At 70.9% G+C, this 17,909-nt stretch carries 15 protein-coding genes and 1 pseudogene; 12 read left to right on the top strand and 4 right to left on the bottom strand.

The window, feature by feature from the left end:
• The first annotated feature begins 83 nt into the window (after nucleotides 1-83).
• The 4 genes from ABIS05_RS13155 to ABIS05_RS13140 are packed head-to-tail and all read left to right on the top strand — an operon-like array spanning nucleotide 84 to nucleotide 4,492.
• Nucleotides 84-758, top strand: a complete 675-nt coding sequence (locus ABIS05_RS13155) for a DUF3348 family protein (protein WP_348013573.1) — start codon at nucleotides 84-86, stop codon at nucleotides 756-758.
• The gene (locus tag ABIS05_RS13150) at nucleotides 758-3,307 is read left to right on the top strand and encodes a hypothetical protein (protein ID WP_348013572.1); all 2,550 of its coding nucleotides are present in this window, start codon (nucleotides 758-760) and stop codon (nucleotides 3,305-3,307) included. Before ABIS05_RS13155 ends, ABIS05_RS13150 begins: the two co-directional genes overlap by 1 nt.
• Nucleotides 3,300-3,965 carry an OmpA family protein gene (locus ABIS05_RS13145; protein ID WP_407074894.1) on the top strand — a complete coding sequence of 222 codons (666 nt, stop codon included), beginning with the start codon at nucleotides 3,300-3,302 and terminating at the stop codon, nucleotides 3,963-3,965. Before ABIS05_RS13150 ends, ABIS05_RS13145 begins: the two co-directional genes overlap by 8 nt.
• A 2-nt stretch (nucleotides 3,966-3,967) precedes the next feature.
• Nucleotides 3,968-4,492 carry a DUF2894 domain-containing protein gene (locus tag ABIS05_RS13140; protein WP_348013628.1) on the top strand — a complete coding sequence of 175 codons (525 nt, stop codon included), beginning with the start codon at nucleotides 3,968-3,970 and terminating at the stop codon, nucleotides 4,490-4,492.
• Nucleotides 4,493-4,514: 22 nt separating this feature from the next.
• Here the strand turns inward: ABIS05_RS13140 and ABIS05_RS13135 are convergent, their stop codons facing one another.
• Nucleotides 4,515-5,000, bottom strand: a complete 486-nt coding sequence (locus ABIS05_RS13135; RefSeq protein ID WP_348013571.1) for a nucleotidyl transferase AbiEii/AbiGii toxin family protein — start codon at nucleotides 4,998-5,000, stop codon at nucleotides 4,515-4,517.
• Entirely contained in the window at nucleotides 4,993-5,214 is a 222-nt protein-coding gene (locus tag ABIS05_RS13130) for a hypothetical protein (RefSeq protein WP_348013570.1), read from the bottom strand. The genes ABIS05_RS13135 and ABIS05_RS13130 overlap by 8 nt, the downstream gene beginning before the upstream one ends.
• 110 nt (nucleotides 5,215-5,324) lie before the next feature.
• Here ABIS05_RS13130 and ABIS05_RS13125 point away from each other — a divergent pair, with 110 nt between their 5' ends.
• Nucleotides 5,325-5,969 carry a glutathione S-transferase family protein gene (locus ABIS05_RS13125; RefSeq protein WP_348013569.1) on the top strand — a complete coding sequence of 215 codons (645 nt, stop codon included), beginning with the start codon at nucleotides 5,325-5,327 and terminating at the stop codon, nucleotides 5,967-5,969.
• A gap of 7 nt (nucleotides 5,970-5,976) precedes the next feature.
• On the opposite strand, the gene ABIS05_RS13120 is transcribed toward ABIS05_RS13125, so the two are convergent.
• Entirely contained in the window at nucleotides 5,977-6,402 is a 426-nt protein-coding gene (locus ABIS05_RS13120) for a hypothetical protein (protein WP_348013568.1), read from the bottom strand.
• Nucleotides 6,403-6,575: 173 nt separating this feature from the next.
• Between ABIS05_RS13120 and ABIS05_RS13115 the strand changes: the two genes are divergently transcribed.
• The 7 genes from ABIS05_RS13115 to ABIS05_RS13085 all read left to right on the top strand — a co-directional run bounded on the left by ABIS05_RS13115 (nucleotide 6,576) and on the right by ABIS05_RS13085 (nucleotide 17,789).
• Entirely contained in the window at nucleotides 6,576-7,493 is a 918-nt protein-coding gene (locus ABIS05_RS13115; protein ID WP_348013567.1) for an N-acetylmuramoyl-L-alanine amidase, read from the top strand.
• Nucleotides 7,493-8,506, top strand: a complete 1,014-nt coding sequence (locus tag ABIS05_RS13110) for an ABC transporter permease subunit (RefSeq protein WP_348013627.1) — start codon at nucleotides 7,493-7,495, stop codon at nucleotides 8,504-8,506. Before ABIS05_RS13115 ends, ABIS05_RS13110 begins: the two co-directional genes overlap by 1 nt.
• On the top strand, nucleotides 8,506-9,063 hold the full coding sequence (locus tag ABIS05_RS13105; RefSeq protein ID WP_348013566.1) for an NUDIX hydrolase: 558 nt from the start codon (nucleotides 8,506-8,508) through the stop codon (nucleotides 9,061-9,063). The genes ABIS05_RS13110 and ABIS05_RS13105 overlap by 1 nt, the downstream gene beginning before the upstream one ends.
• Complete coding sequence (locus ABIS05_RS13100) at nucleotides 9,060-9,956, top strand: ABC transporter permease subunit (RefSeq protein WP_348013565.1); 897 nt, start codon at nucleotides 9,060-9,062, stop codon at nucleotides 9,954-9,956. Before ABIS05_RS13105 ends, ABIS05_RS13100 begins: the two co-directional genes overlap by 4 nt.
• Before the next feature lie 649 nt (nucleotides 9,957-10,605).
• Complete coding sequence (locus tag ABIS05_RS13095; protein ID WP_348013564.1) at nucleotides 10,606-13,674, top strand: hypothetical protein; 3,069 nt, start codon at nucleotides 10,606-10,608, stop codon at nucleotides 13,672-13,674.
• Nucleotides 13,671-14,393: an alpha/beta hydrolase-fold protein gene (locus ABIS05_RS13090; protein WP_348013563.1), complete on the top strand. Its 723-nt coding sequence runs from the start codon at nucleotides 13,671-13,673 to the stop codon at nucleotides 14,391-14,393. The genes ABIS05_RS13095 and ABIS05_RS13090 overlap by 4 nt, the downstream gene beginning before the upstream one ends.
• A gap of 96 nt (nucleotides 14,394-14,489) precedes the next feature.
• Nucleotides 14,490-17,789 carry a GH36-type glycosyl hydrolase domain-containing protein gene (locus tag ABIS05_RS13085; protein ID WP_348013562.1) on the top strand — a complete coding sequence of 1,100 codons (3,300 nt, stop codon included), beginning with the start codon at nucleotides 14,490-14,492 and terminating at the stop codon, nucleotides 17,787-17,789.
• Between the two features lie 4 nt (nucleotides 17,790-17,793).
• On the opposite strand, the pseudogene ABIS05_RS13080 reads toward ABIS05_RS13085, so the two are convergent.
• Nucleotides 17,794-17,909 (bottom strand): annotated as a pseudogene (locus ABIS05_RS13080) (IS5/IS1182 family transposase); the annotation flags it as partial.

Here is a 17,909-nt window from a genome sequence, read left to right as displayed (position 1 = left end):
GGCACGCCGCATGGCCCTGCGGATCGGCGTTCACTAAACTCTCGCCCTTTTTCCTCGCGCGTCCACAAGGCGCGGCGACACCGATGCAAGCAGCCCCATCGCAGCCCCTCGCGGCCGAGCCCCTGGCCCGGTTGCTGCTGCAATGGGGCGTGGCGCCGGTGCGCACGGCGCCTGTGGCCGAGCGGCTGGGTGGCTGGCTGGGCTGGGCGGAGGCCATCGGGCTGTCGCAGCTGCTGGCCACGGCGCCCGCAAGCGTCACTGATGCTGCCGCCCGCCAGGAAGCCCAGGACTGGGCCGCCGCCGCGCTGGACCGCCTTCAAGCCGACCTGAGCAGCGCCTTCGACGACGCGCTGCTGGCGCAGGACGCCGCCGAGCCCGCGCCCGAAGGCGTGCCGCTGGCCGACCTGCTGGCGCCCTACCGCCTGCACCACACCCAGCAGCAGCGCAGCATGGCCGCCCGCGTCGCCACGCTGCGCGAGCGGCTGCGCACGCGGCTCGCCGCGGCGTCCGGCCCGCTGGCGCACCTGGCGCAACTGGACGCGGTGTTCGAGCGCGCCGTCGTCATGCAGGAGCGTCAGGCCCTCACCGGCCTGCCGGCGCTGCTGACCCGCCGCGCGCAAGCCCACCACGCCGCCGACCCACGCCGCTGGCGCCAACGCTTCTGGGCCGACCTGCAGCGCGCGCTGCGGGCCGAGCTGGACCTCCGACTTCAACCGGTGCAAGGCTTGATTGAAGCCTTGCATGACGACGCCCCCTGATGAACCGTTTCCTGAACGCCCTCTACCCCCTCGCCCTTGCGGCCGGCCTCGCGGGCATTGCCGGCGCCGCGCTGGCCGCCGCCCGCCACCACCCGGTGGCGCTGGCGATGACGCTGCTGATCGCCGCCTTTTTCGTGCTGGGCGTGCTGGAGCTGAACGCCTTTCGCCGCGCTGGCCGCGAGCTGGACGCGGCGCTGGCCGTCGAGCCCACCGACGGCTGGGTCGCCACCGTGCCCGCCACGCTGCGCGCCGCCGTGCAACAACGCCTGGACGGCATTCGCGTGGCCGTGCCCGGCCTGGCGCTGGCCCCGGCGCTGGCCGGGCTGCTGGTGCTGCTGGGCATGCTGGGCACTTTCATCGGTCTGGTCATCACGCTGAGCAGCACGGCCAGCGCACTGGGCCAGACAGCCGACCTCGCCGCGCTACGCAACGCGCTGGGTGCGCCGGTGCAGGGTCTGGGCCTGGCCTTCAGCGCCAGCGTGGCGGGCGTGACGGGGTCGGCCATGCTGTGCCTGATGGTGGCCCTGGCCCGCCGCGAGCGCGCTGCGGTGGTTGGCCGGCTGGACGCGGCCCTGCTCGGCCGCTTCCGACCGCTGACGGCCGCGCACCGCCGCGCCATCGAGCTGCAAGCGGCCGAGGTGGCGGCGACCGAAGCCGCGCGCACCCACCAGCAGGAACTCGTCGCCCAACTGCAGAAGTTCGCGCAAGCGATGGCCGACCAGCTGGCCACGCAGAACAGCCAGTTCCACGGCGAGACCCACAAGGCCTACACGGCGCTGGCGATCAGCGTGGACACGACGCTGCGCACCAGCCTGGCCGAGAGCGCGCGCCTGGCGGGTGCTGCGATCCAGCCCGCTGCCGAGGCCGCGATGGCCGGCATTGCCCGCGAAGCCGCCGCGCTGCACGAGCGCGTGGGCACGCAGGTGGGCGAGCAGCTCACGGCGCTCGGGGCCCGTTTCGAAGCGGGAGTCGCGCAAGTTGCGCAGCAGGGTGAAACCGCCGCCCGCACTCAGGCCGAGGGACTGGAGCGGCAACGCGAGGCCGCGCTGCAGCTGCTGGCCGACACGGGCGCCGCCTCGCAGCAGGCCGTCGAACGACTGAGCGACCGCTGGGCCGCCGAGGTGCAGGCCCTGCTCGCCGCGCAGGCCCAGGCCGATGCCGCCCGCGCCGATGCGCTGCGCAGCCAGGTCGACGCGCTGGCCGAGCAACGCGCTGCCGCCCAACAGACCATCGCCGAGACCGCCGACCACTTTGCCGCGCAGACGCAAACGCTGCTGGACCGCGTGGCCGAGGCGCAAGCCCGCCAGCAGGCGGCGCAGGCCGAACAGGACGCCCAACGCCGTGCCGACGTGCTGGGCGAAGCCGAGGCCCTGGCCCGGCAACGCGCTGCCAACGAGCAACTGCTGGCCGCCCAGCGCGAGGCCGCGCAGCAGCTGCTGGCCGACAGCGGCGCCCGCGCCCAGAACGCCTTGACCGAGCTGACCACCGGTTTTGCGGCGCAGACCAAGGACTTGCTCGACCGCATCGCCGACACGCAGACCCGCCACGCGGCCATGCAGGCCGAGCTCGATGCCCAGCACCGTGCCGAAGCCCGCGCTGAAGGCTTGGCGCTGACCGAGCAACGCGCCGCCAACGAGACGCTGCTGGCGGCCCAGCGCGACGCTGCGCAGCAATTGCTGGCCGCCAGCGGCCAACGCGCGCAGGACGCGCTGGCCGAACTGACCGACCGGTTTGGCACGCAAACGCAAGCCGCCATCGCCGCGCTGGCCGCCGCCAACGGCCAGCTGCAATCGGCCCACGCCAGCCACGATGCCGAACGCCTGGCCGCCTGGCGCACCGAGCTACAGGCCGCAGGCGCCGCTCAGTTGGCGCAGCAGCAACAGCTCGCCGACGGCCTGCTGCGGCATACGCGCGACCTCGTCGCCCAGAACGATGCCCAGGCGCAGACCACGCTGACCGAGGCCGGCGCGCTGCTGAAGGCCGCTGGCGAAGCGCCGCGCGCCGCTGTCGAGGTGGTGGCCGCACTGCGCGAGCAGTTGGCGCAGAGCCAGGCCCAGGACCGCGCCGCGCTGGCCGAGCGCGCGGAGCTGATGCAGACCGTGTCGACGCTGCTGGCGTCGCTGCAACAGGCGGCCGGCGAGCAGCGCGCGGCCATCGACGCGCTGCTGGCGGGCGCGGCGTCCCAGGTCGACACGCTGGTGGGCAGCTCCGCCAACCAGCTCGAAGCCCTGGGCCAGCGCTTCACCGCGCAGGCCGACGCCACCGGGCAGGCGCTGGCCGAGGCCGCCACCACCATCGCCGCCAGCGCCGCCGAGATGGGCAGCATGGGCGAGGGCTTTGGCGCGGCGGTGGAACAGTTCCAGGGCGCCAACGCGCAACTGGTGCAGCACCTGGCCGCGCTGGAGGAGCGCTTGGGCCAAGCGATGACACGCAGCGACGAGCAGCTGGGCTACTACGTCGCCCAGGCGCGCGAAGTGATCGACCTGTGCCTGGGCTCGCAAAAGCAGGTGCTGGACGCGCTGCAGACGACGGCGGCCGCGCATGGATGACCAGCTCGACATGGAGCAGGAAGGCTATGTTGACGGTCTAAGCGCGCCCGCCTGGGCCGCTTTCGGCGACCTGATGGCCGGCGTGCTCGGCGCCTTCGTGCTGGTGCTGGCCGCCGCGCTGGTGGGCCAGCTGGACCTGGCCAACAAGCTCGAAGCCGAGGTGCAGCAGCGCCAGGCCGAACAGGCCCGCCGCGAGGCGCTGGAGCGTGCGCTGGCCGGGCCGCTGGCGGACGGGCGCATCACGCTGGTGGAAGGCCGCATCGGCATCAGCGGCGCGGTGCTGTTCGCCACGGGCGCGGACCAGCTCCACGCCGACGGCCGCGCCCTGATCAAGAGCCTGGCCGTGCCGCTGCGCACCTACCTCGCGCAACGCGACGAGATCCTGATGGTGAGCGGCTTCACCGATGACCGTGGCCTGATCACAGGCAAGGGCGCGCCCAAGTTTGCGGACAACTGGGAGCTGTCGGCCCAGCGAGCGCTGAACGTGGCCCGCGCGCTGATGGCCGAGGGCTTGCCGCCCGATGCCGTTTTCGCTGCCGCCTTCGGGCCGCAGCAGCCCGTGGCGTCCAACGACGAGGCGGCCGGCCGCGCGCTGAACCGCCGTGTGGAGATTGCCCCCACGCCCCGGCCGCGCCGCGCGGCGGCTTCCGCGCCGTGACGATGGGCGCGCTGGCCGACCCACTCGGCTGGGTGCAGGCGCTTGCCGAGGCGGACCCGGTGCGATTGCGCGTGCTGGAAGGCCTGGCCCGGCGGGCTTCCGCCCTGGCACCTGGCGCCTTGCGCGAGCGGCTGGTGGCCAAGCTCAAACAGCGCGCCGAAGCCGCGCCGACGGCGCTGGCCGCCCGACCGGCTGCCAGGCCGCCCAGCCCGCTGACCGAGCTCGTCGCCCAACTCCAAGCCACCGGCCCCGAGCTGCGCAGCGTGAACGCCCACCGCAGCACCTGGAGCGCGCTGCGCCTGACCCGTCGCATGGCCGAGGTCAGCGCGCCGGTGCCCGAGCACCTGGGCCCGCTGAACAGCCAGGTGCTGGTGAGCCGCGCGCTGCAGCAGCTGCAAGGCTTGTCGCCCGACTACCTGCAGCGCCTGTTGACCCAGCTCGACACGCTGGCGGCGCTGGCGCCGCTGCAGGCCGCCGCCGAGGTGAATGCCAAGCCGGCACGCAAGCCACCGGCGCGGCGACGTTGAGGGGCAGCTGCGTTTCGCTGCCTCAAGCGCCGGGGCGCTTCAATTCGGCAAGCGCCCGCTCGATGACGGCCAGGTCCGCCAGATCCTTGGCCCGCAAGGTGCGCTTGGTGAGCGCCAGGCCTTCGAGGCTGACCGTGCGGATGGGCGTGCCGTCCAGGTCGACGATGCGAGCGTAGGGAAGCAAGGTTTCGTACGTCTGGCCGTTGGCATTGAGCATCACGTCGACCGTGATCTCGTCGCCCACGCGGATGTTGTCGCCTTCGTCAAACCAGGCGGGGTCGATGTCCTTGGCGGCCTGGTCTGGCAGCACCAGCAGGGCCTCGCGCACGAGGGCGCCAGTGGCTGCGTTGGCCGGCACGAGCAGGTCGATGTCGATCGTGGCGCGCGCATAACCCAGCGCAGCCAAGGCGTAGCCCCCGATCAGCAAATAGGGCACGCCATGTGCGTCCAGCGAGGCCACCAAGCGCTTGAGGTCGTCGACCGTGGCCGCGCGCGAAAACTCATCCATGGCCGCGTTGGCGGGCCAGGTCCCGCATGAAGACGGCCAGGTGGCGGGCCTGCCATTCATTGGCGGCCTCATGACTCTTGAAGCGGCGCACGCCCTTGGGCAGCGGGCAGCGGCCCAGAGCGAGCGCCACCGTCGTGGCGGTGACGCGCTCGGTGTCGCGGAGCCCCTGCGCCACGTCGGTCTGCCGCGCACCCGGCTGCTGTCTGCGTCCCACCTGCTTCATCCTGGCCTCTCTCCGACCGCAGCACTGCCCCAAGCCACCGCGACAGCATACCGGCGTCGGCGCGACACTCTGCGCCCAGGTCGTCTCGCCACTCAACGCCCATGCAGCCCACCCTCTACTTCTCCCGCAACCCCAACCCGCGCCTGGCCGTGGCCGTGGCCAAGCACCTGGCGGCGCCGGTGACCTACGAATGGGCCGCGCCGCTGGTGCCGGGCGAGGACGTCAGGTTCCGCCCGCTCAACCCCTCGCTGCGCCTGCCCATCCTGGCCGAGGCAGACGGCGGCTCGCTGTTCGAGGCCGACGCCATCGCCTGCCGGTTGTCGCAACTGGTGGGGTCAGACTTCTGGCGCAGCGGGCCCGAGCTGCCAGACATGATCCGATGGGTCAGCTGGAGCCGCGACAACTTCATGCACGCCTGCGACATGGTGCATTTCGAGCGCGGCACCAAGCTGCGCTACGGCCTCGGCGCGCTGGACGAAGGCACCGTGGCCCGAGGTTTGGAGCGCTTCCATCACACGGCATCCATCCTCGACGCTCACCTGAGCAAGCAGGACTGGCTGCTGGCCAGCGGCCTGAGCTATGCCGACTTCCGCATGAGCGTCTTCCTGCCCTACAACGACGTGGCGCGCCTGCCGCTGGGCGATTACCCGGCGCTGGACGCCTGGCATGCACGATTGCTGGCGCTGCCGGCTTGGGCCAACCCGTTCGAAGGCCTGAGCGCGCCGGAGCTGCCGCCCATTCCGTGACGCCATTTCACGGGCTGCAAGGCTCCAGCCACAACCGGATCACCGTTTGGCCTTGCATCGTGTCAGCGGCAGTTGAGGAGTAGCCGCTGCGCTTGGCAGCGACCAGGCGCACGGCCTGCAGCCCCAGCCACCAACGCAGATAGGCCAGCCGTCGGGCCTCGCGGTCAACGACCTCGGCCTCATGACTCGCGCAGACCGAGTCGGTCTTGAACAACCTCCGTGCGCCGTCGAGGTACTGCGCCAGCGATTCGCGGGCCTCGGCATTCAACGTCGTTCCGCGCTCGAAGGCAGCTTCGTAGCTGATCTGCTGCGAATACCAGGCGCGCCCGTAGGTATCACGGGAATCGGCAGGATCGTGCAGAGACGGCGCGCCCACGTTCTGGGCCTGCGCCGGCCCGCAGGCCAAGGCCAACAGCAGCAACCAACGATTCATCGCGACATTCCCCGTTGCGGCGCCGGCCGACGCCCAACGATACCCGCTCGAAGCTCGCCCATCACCTGCCGGCATACCCGCAGCACCAGCGGGCATGGCGGCTGCGGGCACACCCGCGAACGGCGTGGCCGTGTGCACTGCAACAATCCGGGCTTGGCCACGCTCGTTCTCGCATGAAGCCCACTGCCCTCATCGCCGCCGCCCTGGCCCTGCTGCTCAGCGCCTGCGCCAGCGTCACCCCGCCGCCAACAGCCGCCGCGCCGGTGACCGCAGCCACGGCTCAGCCCGCGGCTTCCATCGTCGTGCGCCCGCCGCGCATCGACCGCAGCTACACCTCGCAGAACCAGGACAGCCGCGCGCTCTACATCGTGCTGCACTACACCGTCATCGACTGGGAGAAGTCGCTCAAGGTGCTGACGACGGGCGGCCAGGTATCGGCCCACTACCTGGTGCGCGACAACCCCGTCGCCAGCTACGCCCTCGTCGACGAGAACCGCCGCGCCTGGCATGCCGGCCTGAGCTACTGGGCCGGCAACACCAACCTGAACTCGGCCTCCATCGGCATCGAGATCGTCAACGCGGGCTTTGTGGACACACCCGCCGGCCGCGTCTACGCGCCCTTCCCGCAGGCCCAGATCGACGAGGTCATCGCGCTGGTGCGCGACATCCAGCAGCGCCATAACGTCAAGCCCGAGCGCATCATCGGCCACGCCGACATCGCGCCCGGCCGCAAGCAGGACCCGGGCCCCAACTTCCCGTGGAAGCAGCTCGCCGACGCGGGCTTGATCCCCTGGCCGGACGGCCCGCTGGTGATGGTGAAGATGCTGGAGCACGAGGTGGCGCCGCGCGAGGTGGGCTGGCTTCAGGAGAGGCTGGCGCGCATCGGCTACAACGTGTCGCGCTCGGGGCAGATGGATGTGCCGACCAAGGAAGTCGTCGCCACCTTCCAGATGAAGTACCGGCCGCGCGACATCTCCGGCGCTGTCGATGCCGAGACCGCCGCGCTCATCGAGGTGGCATCCACGCCGAGCGCGATGCGCGTGGCCGGCGCCGCCGAGGGCGAAGTCCGCCCCTACACCTCGCGCTGGTGATGCTGGGCTTTCTGCTCAAGCGACTCGCAACCCTGGTGCCGACACTGATCGGCATCACGCTGGTCGCGTTCGGCCTGATCCGCCTCGTGCCCGGCGACCCCATCGAGGTCATGATGGGCGAGCGCCGGCTCGACCCCGAGGCCCACGCCGTGCTCGTCAAGCGCATGGGGCTGGACCAGCCGCTGCCGGTGCAATACGCAGACTACGTCGGCAAGCTGCTGCACGGCGACCTGGGGCAGAGCCTGGTGAGCCGCGAGCCGGTGAGCAAGGAGTTCAAGGCGCTGTTCCCGGCGACGGTGGAGCTGGCCACGGCGGCGCTCGTCTTCGCCGTCGGCCTGGGGTTGCTGCTGGGCGTCAGCGCGGGGCTCAAGCGGGGCTCGCTACTGGACCAGGGCGTCATGGGCCTGGCCACGGTGGGCTACTCGATGCCGGTGTTCTGGTGGGGGCTGATCCTCATCATGTTCTTCTCCGTCAACCTGGGCTGGACGCCGGTGTCCGGCCGCATCGGCATCGAGTTCGACCCCGAACGCGTGACCGGCTTCATGCTCATCGACGCGGCGCTGTCCAGCGAGGAAGGCGCGTTCAAGTCGGCGCTGATGCATCTGATCCTGCCGGCGCTGGTGCTGGGCACGAGCACGCTGGCGGTGGTGGCGCGGATGACGCGCTCGTCGATGCTCGAAGTGCTACGTGAAGACTACGTGCGCACGGCGCGCGCCAAGGGCCTGTCGCCGACGCGCGTGGTCGTCGTGCATGCGCTGCGCAACGCGCTGATCCCGGTGCTGACGGTGGTGGGCCTGCAGACGGGCAGCCTGCTCGCCGGCGCCGTGCTGACCGAGACGATCTTCTCGTGGCCGGGCATCGGCAAATGGCTGATCGACTCCATCGGGCGGCGCGACTATCCGGTCGTGCAGGCGGGCATCCTGATTTCGGCGCTGACCTTCATCGGCGTGAACCTGATCGTGGACGTGCTGTACGGCGTGGTGAATCCGCGGATTCGGGGTGGGGGGCATTGATGCAGATGTCCACCCTGCGCGTGGCCATCCGTGCCGAGATCGAGAGCATCCGCCCGGCCGACGACATCGAGGCCACCCACCGCGCCGAAGCCTTGGCCTGGGTGGACTCCGGCGCCCAGCTGTGCCGCGTTGCCAAGCCCGCCACGCCGCCGCGCCATCTCGTGTCCTACTTCGTCCTCGTGGATGGCCCGCTCGTCTTGCTGGTGGACCACCGCAACGCCCAGCGCTGGCTGCCGACCGGTGGCCATGTCGAGCCCGACGAACACCCGCGCAGCACGGTCGTTCGCGAGTTGCAGGAGGAGCTGGGCATCGCGCCCGCGCACGACCTGCAAGCGCCCCTGATGATCACCTGCACGGAAACCGTGGGCCACACCGCCGGCCATTGGGATGTGTCGCTCTGGTACGTGCTGAACGCCTCGTCGTCGCAAGCGCTGAGCTACGACGACAGCGAGTTCGCCGGCGTGCGCTGGTTCCACCGAGACGAACTGCCGCTGGACCGCACCGACCCGCACCTGAGTCGCTTCGCCCGCAAGTTGTGGGAAGGCAGTGCCGCATGAGCGCCGTTTTCGACAAGGCCATTGACCCGCCCGGCCCGCTGCGCGAGTTCTGGCTCGGCTTCACGGCCAACCGTGGTGCCTTCGTCGCGTTGATCGTCTTCGCGCTGATCGCCGTGTCCAGCCTGTTCGCTCCGCTGATCGCGCCGCACGACCCCATCGAGCAGTACCGCGACTTCATGCTGACGCCGCCGATCTGGGCCGAGGGCGGCAACGCGCGCTTTCTGCTCGGCACCGACGAGTTGGGCCGCGACATGCTGAGCCGGCTGCTGCATGGCGGCCGGGTGTCGCTGGGCATCGGCCTGGCGTCCGTGCTCATGTCGCTGCTGCCGGGCGTGCTGCTGGGCCTGCTGGCGGCGTTCTTCCAGCGTTTCCTGTCGCCGGCCATCATGCGGGTGATGGACGTCGTGCTGGCGCTGCCGGCGCTGCTGCTGGCCATCTGCGTCATCACCATCCTCGGGCCCGGCCTCGTCAACACGGTCATCGCGATTGCGATCGGCGCGCTGCCCGGCTATGTGCGGCTGACACGCGCCGCGGCGCTGTCGGAGATCGGGCGCGACTACGTGACCGCGAGCCGCGTGGCGGGCGCGGGCGTGTGGCGGCTGATGTTCATCACGGTGCTGCCCAACTGCATGGCGCCGTTGATCGTCAATGCGACGTTGTCGTTTTCGTCGGCGATTCTGGAGACGGCTGGGCTGGGCTTTCTGGGCCTGGGCGTGCAGGCGCCGACGCCGGAGTGGGGCACGATGCTGTCGGCAGCGCGCGACTACATCACGCGGGCGCCTTGGGTGGTGACGTTGCCAGGGCTGACTATTCTTGTGACGGTGCTGTCCATCAATCTGATGGGTGACGGGTTGCGGGATGCGCTCGATCCGCGCTTGAAGAAAGTGGCGTGATGCTTTCTCGGTGCGCTGTCTTGATGGCTAGGCCCAGCCGGGAGTTCGCCCCGGCGGGCGACCTTCTTTTTGAGCGACCAAAAAGAAGGCAAAAAGTCGCCCCTGTTCCGTCGCCCCTTCGCTGCGCTACGGGGTCCCCTGCGATGCTCGAAACCCGGGGCCGCGCCGAACTCGCGTCGCTACGCTCTGCTCAAACAGGCGGCGCGAAGTCAGAGCTTGATGCTCGCTCCGCTCGCGCCCCGGGCTCCTGCGCTTCTCGGCTCCTCCAAAGGGGGGTGAGGGAACAGCCGAACAGCCAACAGCCAAACCCGAAGTCCGGGTGGCGGATGCATTTCTGCATGCCCCCTTTTAGCCCCGCCGAGCAGCGGAAGGCCTTGAGGGCGTGCGCGAAGCGCACTTCAAGAGCTGACTCCGCGCAACTGTCTGACCGCAGCGTAGCGAAGGGAGTTTTGCGCGGGCCCTCAAGGACTGAGCAGCGCAGGGAACCCCGAAGGGGCGGGGCGGCCAGGGGGGAGCTCTTTGGTTACTTTCTGGCGGCCCAGAAAACCGAAGGTTTCGGCGAAGCCAAAGTGAGTCGCCCGCCGGGGCGAAAACCGAAGGTTTCGCCGAAGGCAAATCCCGGCATGGGCCTCGCCACCAAGCCACAGCCATGAAGTCCATCCAGCGCTTCCTGATCACATTCGCCATTGCCGCGTGTGCTGCAGCCCACGCTGCTGTCCTCGACGACATGAAGGACGCCACCCCCTGGAAGGCCACCGCCTCCGACCAGGTGAAGGCGACCGTCCGCCGTGACGTCCGCGACGACAGCCTCTGCCTCGACTACGACTTCTCCGGCGTCTCCGGCTACGCCGTGCTGCGCCGCGAACTGCCGCTGGACTGGCCCGCCGACTTCGCCCTCACCACCCAGCTCAAAGGCAGCACCAGCAGCAACGACCTGCAGATCAAGCTCGTCGACGCCAGCGGCGACAACGTCTGGTGGGTCAACCGGCCGGCTTTTGACCTGCCCGGCACGCTCACCGACCAGACCTTCAAGCGCCGCCACATCGCCTTCGCCTGGGGCCCGACCGAAGACCGCGTGCTCAAGCGCAGCCAGTTCATCGAATTCGTCGTCGTTGCCGGGCAGCAGGGCGGCGGTGGGGCAGGGGCCTTGTGCGTCGGCGCACTGAACCTTGACCCGCGCGAACCAGCACCCGCCACCTGGCCCGAGCCGCGCCGCAAGCTCGGCGGCGGCGAGGTGACGCTGGACTTTCAGCGGCTGCGCGAGTTCAACGGCCTGTGGTTCGCCAGCGGCGCGGCCACGCGGATTGAGGTATCCGACGACAACCGGCGCTGGAAGCTGCTGTCGGCACGCCCCGGCCGCGCCATGTTTCTCGGCGAACAGGAATGGCGCTGGCTGCGCGTGCGCTACGAGGGCAAGAAGCCGCCCGAGGTCGAGCTGCGTGACGCCGCGCAATGGCCCGACCGCAACGCCGCCGTGGCCGAGACCGCCAAGGCCTTGCCGAGGGGCGAACTGCCACGCGCCTTCCTCGGCGAACAGAACTACTGGACCGTCGTCGGCGTCGACGGCGGCGCGCAGCGCTCGGGCCTCGTCAGTGAAGACGGCGCCATCGAGCTGTCGCGCGGCGGCCCCAGCATCGAGCCCGCCGTGCTGATTGGTGCCCCCGGGGCCGGGTTGCACCCGGCCTTCCCCCCGAGGGGGGACGGGGGGCTTGGGGCGGCCCGGCGCTCCCCCGAGGCCGATGGGCGCCTCGTCACCTGGGCCCAGGCGCGCGCCGAGCACAGCCTCGTCGAGCACGCGCTGCCCGTCGTGCAGTGGCGGCATGCCGAGGTCGAGCTGCGCGTCGAAGCCGCCGCCGACGGCCCGGCCAAGGACCCCAAGCTGCTCGCCCGCTACACGCTGCGCAACCCGACCGCCAAGCCGCAGCACTACTCGCTGCTGCTGGCGCTGCGCCCCTGGCAGGTCAACCCGCCGCAGCAGTTCTTGTCGACCCCGGGGGGCATCAGCCCGTTGGCTTCCGTCAACTGGGCCAACGGCGCCCTCACCGCGACGGGCGTGAGCATCCAGCCGAGCGAGACGCCCACCGAAGTGCGCGCCTCGCCCTGGAGCAGCGGCCCCGGCCTGGCCACGCTGCTGCAGGCACCGCCGCTCACCCACCTGCTCGATGTGGACACGCTGCCGTCGACCTTGATGCGCTTCGACCTGGACATCCCCGCCGGTGAATCGCGCCGCCTCGGCTGGATGACCGGCACCGGCGACACCGTGCCGCTCGATACCCGCTTCGCCCTGGCCGCCGCGCAATGGCGCGACCGCCTCGGCGCGCTGGAGCTGCGCCTGCCGCCCCAGGCCCAGCCCGTCGTCGACACGATGCGCAGCGCGTTGGCGCAGATCCTCATGTCCCGCGACGGCCCCGCGCTGCGGCCCGGCACGCGCTCCTACGCCCGCTCCTGGGTGCGCGACGGCGCCATGATGGTGGCCGGCCTCGTGCGCATGGGCGAGACGAAGGCGGCGCAGGAGTTCGTCGACTGGTTCGGGGGCTACATCTTCGAATCCGGCAAGGTGCCCTGCTGCGTCGACCAGCGCGGCGCCGACCCCGTCGTCGAGAACGACAGCCACGGCCAGTACCTGTTCGCCGTGGCCGAGCTGTGGCGCCATTCAAACCAAGGACAGCAGGACCGCGCGCTGCTGGAGCGCCACTGGCCCAAGGTGCAGAAGGTGGTGGCGTGGCTGGAGGCCCTGCGCCAGAGCGAGCGCAAGCCCGGTGCTGACACAAGGTTCTTCGGTTTGATGCCGCCCTCGATCAGCCACGAGGGCTACAGCGACAAGCCGGCCTACTCCTACTGGGACGATTTCTGGGCGCTGCGCGGCTACAAGGATGCCGTGCAGATCGCGCAGGCTCTGGGCGACACCGCCAACGCCGTCCGCTGGGCCGTGTCGCGAGACGAGTTCGAGGCCGACCTGACCGCGTCCATCGTGGCAACGGCGCAGCACTACAAGCTCGACCACATCGCCGGCGCCGCCGACCGGGGTGACTTCGATGCCACGTCCACGACGATGGCGCTCAACCCCGCCCAGGCCGAGAACAAGCTGCCGCCCGAACTGCTGCGCGGCACCTTCGACCGCTATTTGGCCGAGGCCGACGCCCGCATCACCGGCACCAAGGCCTGGAAGGACTACACGCCCTACGAGCTGCGCAATGTCAGCGCGCTGGTGCGCTTAGGTCGAGTGGACGACGCGCACCGCCTGCTGGCCTGGTTCTTCACTCACCAGCGCCCGGCGGGCTGGAACCAGTGGGCCGAGGTGGTGCTGCCCGACGCGCGCAGGGTGCAGTTCCTCGGCGACATGCCGCATGCCTGGATCTCGTCGGACTACCTTCGCGCCGCGCTGGACCTGCTCGCCTATGAGCGTGAGTCGACCGGCAGCCTCGTGCTCGGCGCGGGCATCTCGCCCGCCTGGCGCGCGGCCGGCGACATCGGCGTGACCGGCATGTCCACCGCCTGGGGCCGCCTCGACTACCGCCTGCTCAAGCGTGCCAATGGCGGCTGGACGCTGCACGTCGACCGCCGCCCCGAGCGCCTGCCCGGCGACCTGCGCCTCGCCTGGCCGGGCACGGGGCTGCTGCCGCGCGCTAACGTCGAGTCCCAGCAGCTGGCCTGGCAGGGCCGCGAATTACCGCTGCCGGCCGGCGCCACGACCATCCAACTGGAGACCGCCCCATGACGCTGAGCCGCCGCCATCTGCTGTTGACGTCGCCTGCGCTGCTGAACGCCTGCGCCGCTTTGCCGCCGACCGTGCCTGACGGCCTGGCCGCCGGCGAGCAGCGTGCCTGGGAGCTGGAAGGCCAACGCTTCTGGGTCTGGCTGCCGCCGGAGTACGCGCAGCGCAGCCAGCCCTGGCCGCTGCTGGTCTTCCTGCACGGCTCAGGCGAGCGTGGCACCGACCTGGACAAGGTCAAGGTGCACGGCCCGCCGATGTGGGTGGCGCGCGGCGTGCCTTACCCCTGCATCCTCATCAGCCCGCAATTGGAAGACGGCCGCCGTTGGGACCCCGAGCGTCTGCACAAGCTGCTCGGCACGCTCAAGGCGCGGCTGAATGTGGACGCGCAGCGCTGCACCGCCACCGGCCTCAGCCTCGGTGGCTATGGCGTGTGGAGCTGGGCCACCGCCTACCCGCGCGACCTGGCGGCCATCGCGCCGGTGTGCGGCTACGGCGACCCCGCCAAGGTGAGCGCCATGCGCGACGTGCCGGTGCGCGCCTATCACGGCGAGCAGGACGCCGCCGTCGCGCTGGCCCCGCACGTCGCCTGCGTCGAAGCCCTGCGCGCCGCGGGCGGCAAGGCGTCGCTGACCATCTACCCGGGCGTCGGCCACGACTCCTGGACACCGGCCTACCAAGACCCCGATCTGCTGCCCTGGCTGCTGTCTCAACGCCAGACCTGAAGTGAAAACCAAACAAAGCCACAGAGGCACAGAGGCGCAGAGGCAGCGGGATGAAGGTCCCTCTGTGTCTGCGTGCCTCTGTGGCTGTGTTCTCTTATGACGTCTCACCTGATCCGCAACCAGGCCGGCCTAGAAGCCGAGCTGCTGTCCCACGGCGCGCTGCGCCGGCTGATGCTCGCGCCGGGGCTGATGCTCAACCTCTTCCCGGGCAACGAGCTGGAAGGCGGGCCGGCGAACGTCTGGCTGCGCCGCCGTGACGGCGATGCCGACTGGCAAGCGGTGCCGCTGCTCGGCCCGCAGTCGCCGCTGAGCGTCCACGCGGAGGAGGGCGCCTTCGAGATGCGCGGCACCTGGCAAGGCCTGGCCCTGCGCCTGCAGCTGCGCCTGGCGGCCGACGAGGCCACGCTGTTCTGGCATCTGCTGGCCGAGAACACGGGTGCCGCCGCCTGCGAGATCGCGCCCGTCCTCGTGCATGACGTGGGCCTGGCCGACTACGGCGCGGTGCGCACCAACGAGTTCTACGTCAGCCACTACCTCGACCTGCAGCCGCTGCAGCACGCGATGCACGGCGTGCTGCTGGCGGTGCGCCAGAACCAGGCGCAGGCGGGGCAATTCCCGTGGCTGCTGGCCGGCTCGCTGCGCCGCGCTGAATCGTTCGCCACCGACGCCGCACAGGTCTGGGGCCATGCCGCCCGCGAAGGCCTGTCGCCGCCCGCGTTGACGGCCGGCTTGCCCGGCCAGCGTCTACAGCACGAGCACGCCGTCGTCGCGCTGCAGGACGAACCCATCGCCCTCGCGCCCGGCGCCAGGGCCGCAGCCGGCTTCTTTCTGACGCTGCAGGCCCACCACCCCGAGGCCAGCGGCGATGCCGACCTCGCCCGCCTGCCCGCGCTGCTGGCCCTGCCCGAGGCGCAGGCCGCTGCGCCTGTGGACATGCCCGGCCTGCCGCCCGCCGCCAGCCTGTTCGCCAGCGCGCCGCAGCTCGCCAGCCTGGACCTCGACGCCGCGTCCCGCCGCTTGCTCTTCACCGGCGAGCACCGCCACGAGGAATGGCAGGACGGCCAACTGCTGAGCTTCTTCTGCGCCGAGGCCAGCCACGTCGTGCTGCGCGCCAAGGAGCTGCTCGTGCAGCGGCCGCACGGCCACATCCTGCGCAGCGGCGATCACCTGCTGCCCGACGAAGGCGCGCTCACGTCCACCTGCTGGATGGGCGGCGTCTTTCATTCCATGCTCACCCAGGGCCACGTCAGCATCAACCGCCTGCTGTCCACCCAGCGCAGCTTGCTTGGGTTGTTCCGCACCGCCGGCCTGCGGCTGTTCGTGCAGCAAGACAACGCTGACTGGCAGCTGCTGGGGCTGCCCTCGGCCTTCGAGATGCAGCCGCAGCGCTGCCGCTGGCTCTACGCCCACGCGGCCGGTCTCATCGAGGTCACGGCCCAGGCCGGCGCGGCAGCCGATGCGATGAACTTCTCGCTGCGCGTGCTGCAAGGCGCCCCGCTGCGCGTGCGCGCCAGCCTGAACCTTGCTCTGGGCGGCGATGACGGCGCCGAGCCGCTCAAGCCCGCCTGGGTGCACAGCGGCGAGCGCCTGCGCATCACGCCACCCGAGGGCAGCGGCCTGGCGGAACGATTCCCTGACGGTGCCTTCGTCATCACCGCGCCCGGCCTCGCCATCGTCGGCGACGACGGCAGGCTCTATGACGACGGCGTCGGTCGCGGCGAACCGTTGCTGGTGCTCGACTTCGCGCCCGCCACGGCCGTGCAGATGACGCTGCGCGGCGAGTTGCTGCAAGCCGCGCCACCCGCGCCTCAGCCGCTGGCGCTGCCGCAGTGGCAGCTCGCGCACCCGGCGCTTTCACAGCTGCGCGACATCCTGCCCTGGTACGCCCACAACGCCCTTGTGCACTACCTGTCGCCGCGCGGGCTGGAGCAGTATTCGGGTGGCGGCTGGGGCACGCGTGACGTCTGCCAGGGCCCGCTGGAGATGCTGCTGGCGCTGGGCCAGCCCGCCCCCGTGCGCGACCTGCTGCTGCGCGTCTTCGCGGCGCAGAACCCCGACGGCGACTGGCCGCAGTGGTTCATGTTCTTTGAGCGCGAGCGCGGCATCCGCGCGGGCGACTCGCATGGCGACATCGTCTTCTGGCCGCTGCTGGGGTTGGCCCAATACCTCATCGCGTCGGGTGACGCCGCGCTGCTTGACGAGGTGGTGGCCTTCCACGACGGCGAGGCCGTCACGCTGGCCGCGCACGTCGAGCAAGCCCTCGCGTTGATCCGCCAGCGCGTCGTGTCCGGCACCGGCCTGGCCGCCTACTGGCATGGCGACTGGAACGACTCGCTGCAGCCCACTGACCCGGCCCTGCGCGAGCGCATGTGCAGCGCCTGGACGGTCACGCTGCACCACCAGATGCTGCACACGCTAGCCACCGCCTTCGCCCGCATCGGCCGCGCCGACCAAGCCGCCGGCCTCGTCGCCGAGGCGGCCAGCGTGCGCGCCGAGTTCCAGCGCCTGCTGGTGCAGGACGACGTCGTCACCGGCTACGCGCTGTTTCCCGTCAACTTCCCCGAGCAGGGCGAACGCGAGCTGTGGATCCACCCGCGCGACACCCGTACCGGCCTGCGCTACAGCCTGCTGCCGATGATGCACGCCGTGCTCGACAGCCTCTTCACGCCCGCGCAGGCACGCCTGCAGGCCGAGCTCATCGAGCAGCACCTGAAGGGCCCCGACGGCGCCCGCCTGTTCGACGCGCCGCTGCCCTACCGCGGCGGGCCGTCGCGCTTCTTCCAGCGCGCCGAGACGAGCAGCTTCTTCGGCCGCGAGATCGGCATCATGTACATGCATGCCCATCTGCGTTATGCGCAGATGCTGGCCCACCTCGGGCAGGCGCAAGCCTTCCTGCAGGCGCTGACGCTGGCCCATCCGATTGCGCTGACCGAGCGCGTGCCCAGCGCCAGCCCGCGCCAGTCCAACTGCTACTACTCCAGCTCGGATGCCGCCTTTGCCGACCGTTATGTCGCCCAGGCCGAGTACGGCCGCGTGCTGGCGGGCGAGGTCGCGCTGGACGGCGGCTGGCGCATTTACTCCAGCGGCCCCGGCATCGCGCTGGGCCTGGTGATCGGCTCGCTGCTCGGCCTGCGGCTGGAGCATGAATCGCTGGTCATCGACCCCGTCATGCCTTCGGTGCTTGACGGCCTCACCGTGCAGCTGACGCTGGCCGACCTGCGCTTCGAGCTGACCTACCGCGTGGGTGAGCGCGGCCATGGGGTCGAGCGTGTGCGTGACGAGGCCGGCCAGGAGATCGCCGCCCAGCGGCGCCCCCACGCCTACCGCATGGGGGCACTGGCGCTGCCGCGACCCGCGCCGGGCAGTGCCTGCCGTTGGACGGTCGAGATCGGCTAAGAGCCTATCCGTAAATAATGTTTATTGTCAGCGGCACCTTGCGGAACGCGATGATCGCTGCGGCGATGTGGTTGAGCGCGAGGAAGCTGCGATCGAGTTTCTCGTATCGCACGAGCAGCT

The sequence above is a fragment of the Roseateles sp. genome (genome assembly GCF_039929605.1).
GTDB lineage: Bacteria > Pseudomonadota > Gammaproteobacteria > Burkholderiales > Burkholderiaceae_C > Pelomonas.
The sequence above is the reverse complement of the archived record's forward strand: the minus strand, read 5'-3'. Positions and strand labels throughout refer to the sequence as shown.

Coding starts and splice junctions, on each gene's coding strand:
- ABIS05_RS13100 (WP_348013565.1), top strand. CDS start 9,060: ATGAGCGCCGTTTTCGACAAGGCCATTGACCCGCCCGGCCCGCTGCGC.
- ABIS05_RS13115 (WP_348013567.1), top strand. CDS start 6,576: ATGAAGCCCACTGCCCTCATCGCCGCCGCCCTGGCCCTGCTGCTCAGC.
- ABIS05_RS13125 (WP_348013569.1), top strand. CDS start 5,325: ATGCAGCCCACCCTCTACTTCTCCCGCAACCCCAACCCGCGCCTGGCC.
- ABIS05_RS13090 (WP_348013563.1), top strand. CDS start 13,671: ATGACGCTGAGCCGCCGCCATCTGCTGTTGACGTCGCCTGCGCTGCTG.
- ABIS05_RS13105 (WP_348013566.1), top strand. CDS start 8,506: ATGCAGATGTCCACCCTGCGCGTGGCCATCCGTGCCGAGATCGAGAGC.
- ABIS05_RS13110 (WP_348013627.1), top strand. CDS start 7,493: ATGCTGGGCTTTCTGCTCAAGCGACTCGCAACCCTGGTGCCGACACTG.
- ABIS05_RS13155 (WP_348013573.1), top strand. CDS start 84: ATGCAAGCAGCCCCATCGCAGCCCCTCGCGGCCGAGCCCCTGGCCCGG.
- ABIS05_RS13135 (WP_348013571.1), bottom strand. CDS start 5,000: ATGGATGAGTTTTCGCGCGCGGCCACGGTCGACGACCTCAAGCGCTTG.
- ABIS05_RS13120 (WP_348013568.1), bottom strand. CDS start 6,402: ATGAATCGTTGGTTGCTGCTGTTGGCCTTGGCCTGCGGGCCGGCGCAG.
- ABIS05_RS13085 (WP_348013562.1), top strand. CDS start 14,490: ATGACGTCTCACCTGATCCGCAACCAGGCCGGCCTAGAAGCCGAGCTG.
- ABIS05_RS13140 (WP_348013628.1), top strand. CDS start 3,968: ATGGGCGCGCTGGCCGACCCACTCGGCTGGGTGCAGGCGCTTGCCGAG.
- ABIS05_RS13150 (WP_348013572.1), top strand. CDS start 758: ATGAACCGTTTCCTGAACGCCCTCTACCCCCTCGCCCTTGCGGCCGGC.
- ABIS05_RS13145 (WP_407074894.1), top strand. CDS start 3,300: ATGGATGACCAGCTCGACATGGAGCAGGAAGGCTATGTTGACGGTCTA.
- ABIS05_RS13095 (WP_348013564.1), top strand. CDS start 10,606: ATGAAGTCCATCCAGCGCTTCCTGATCACATTCGCCATTGCCGCGTGT.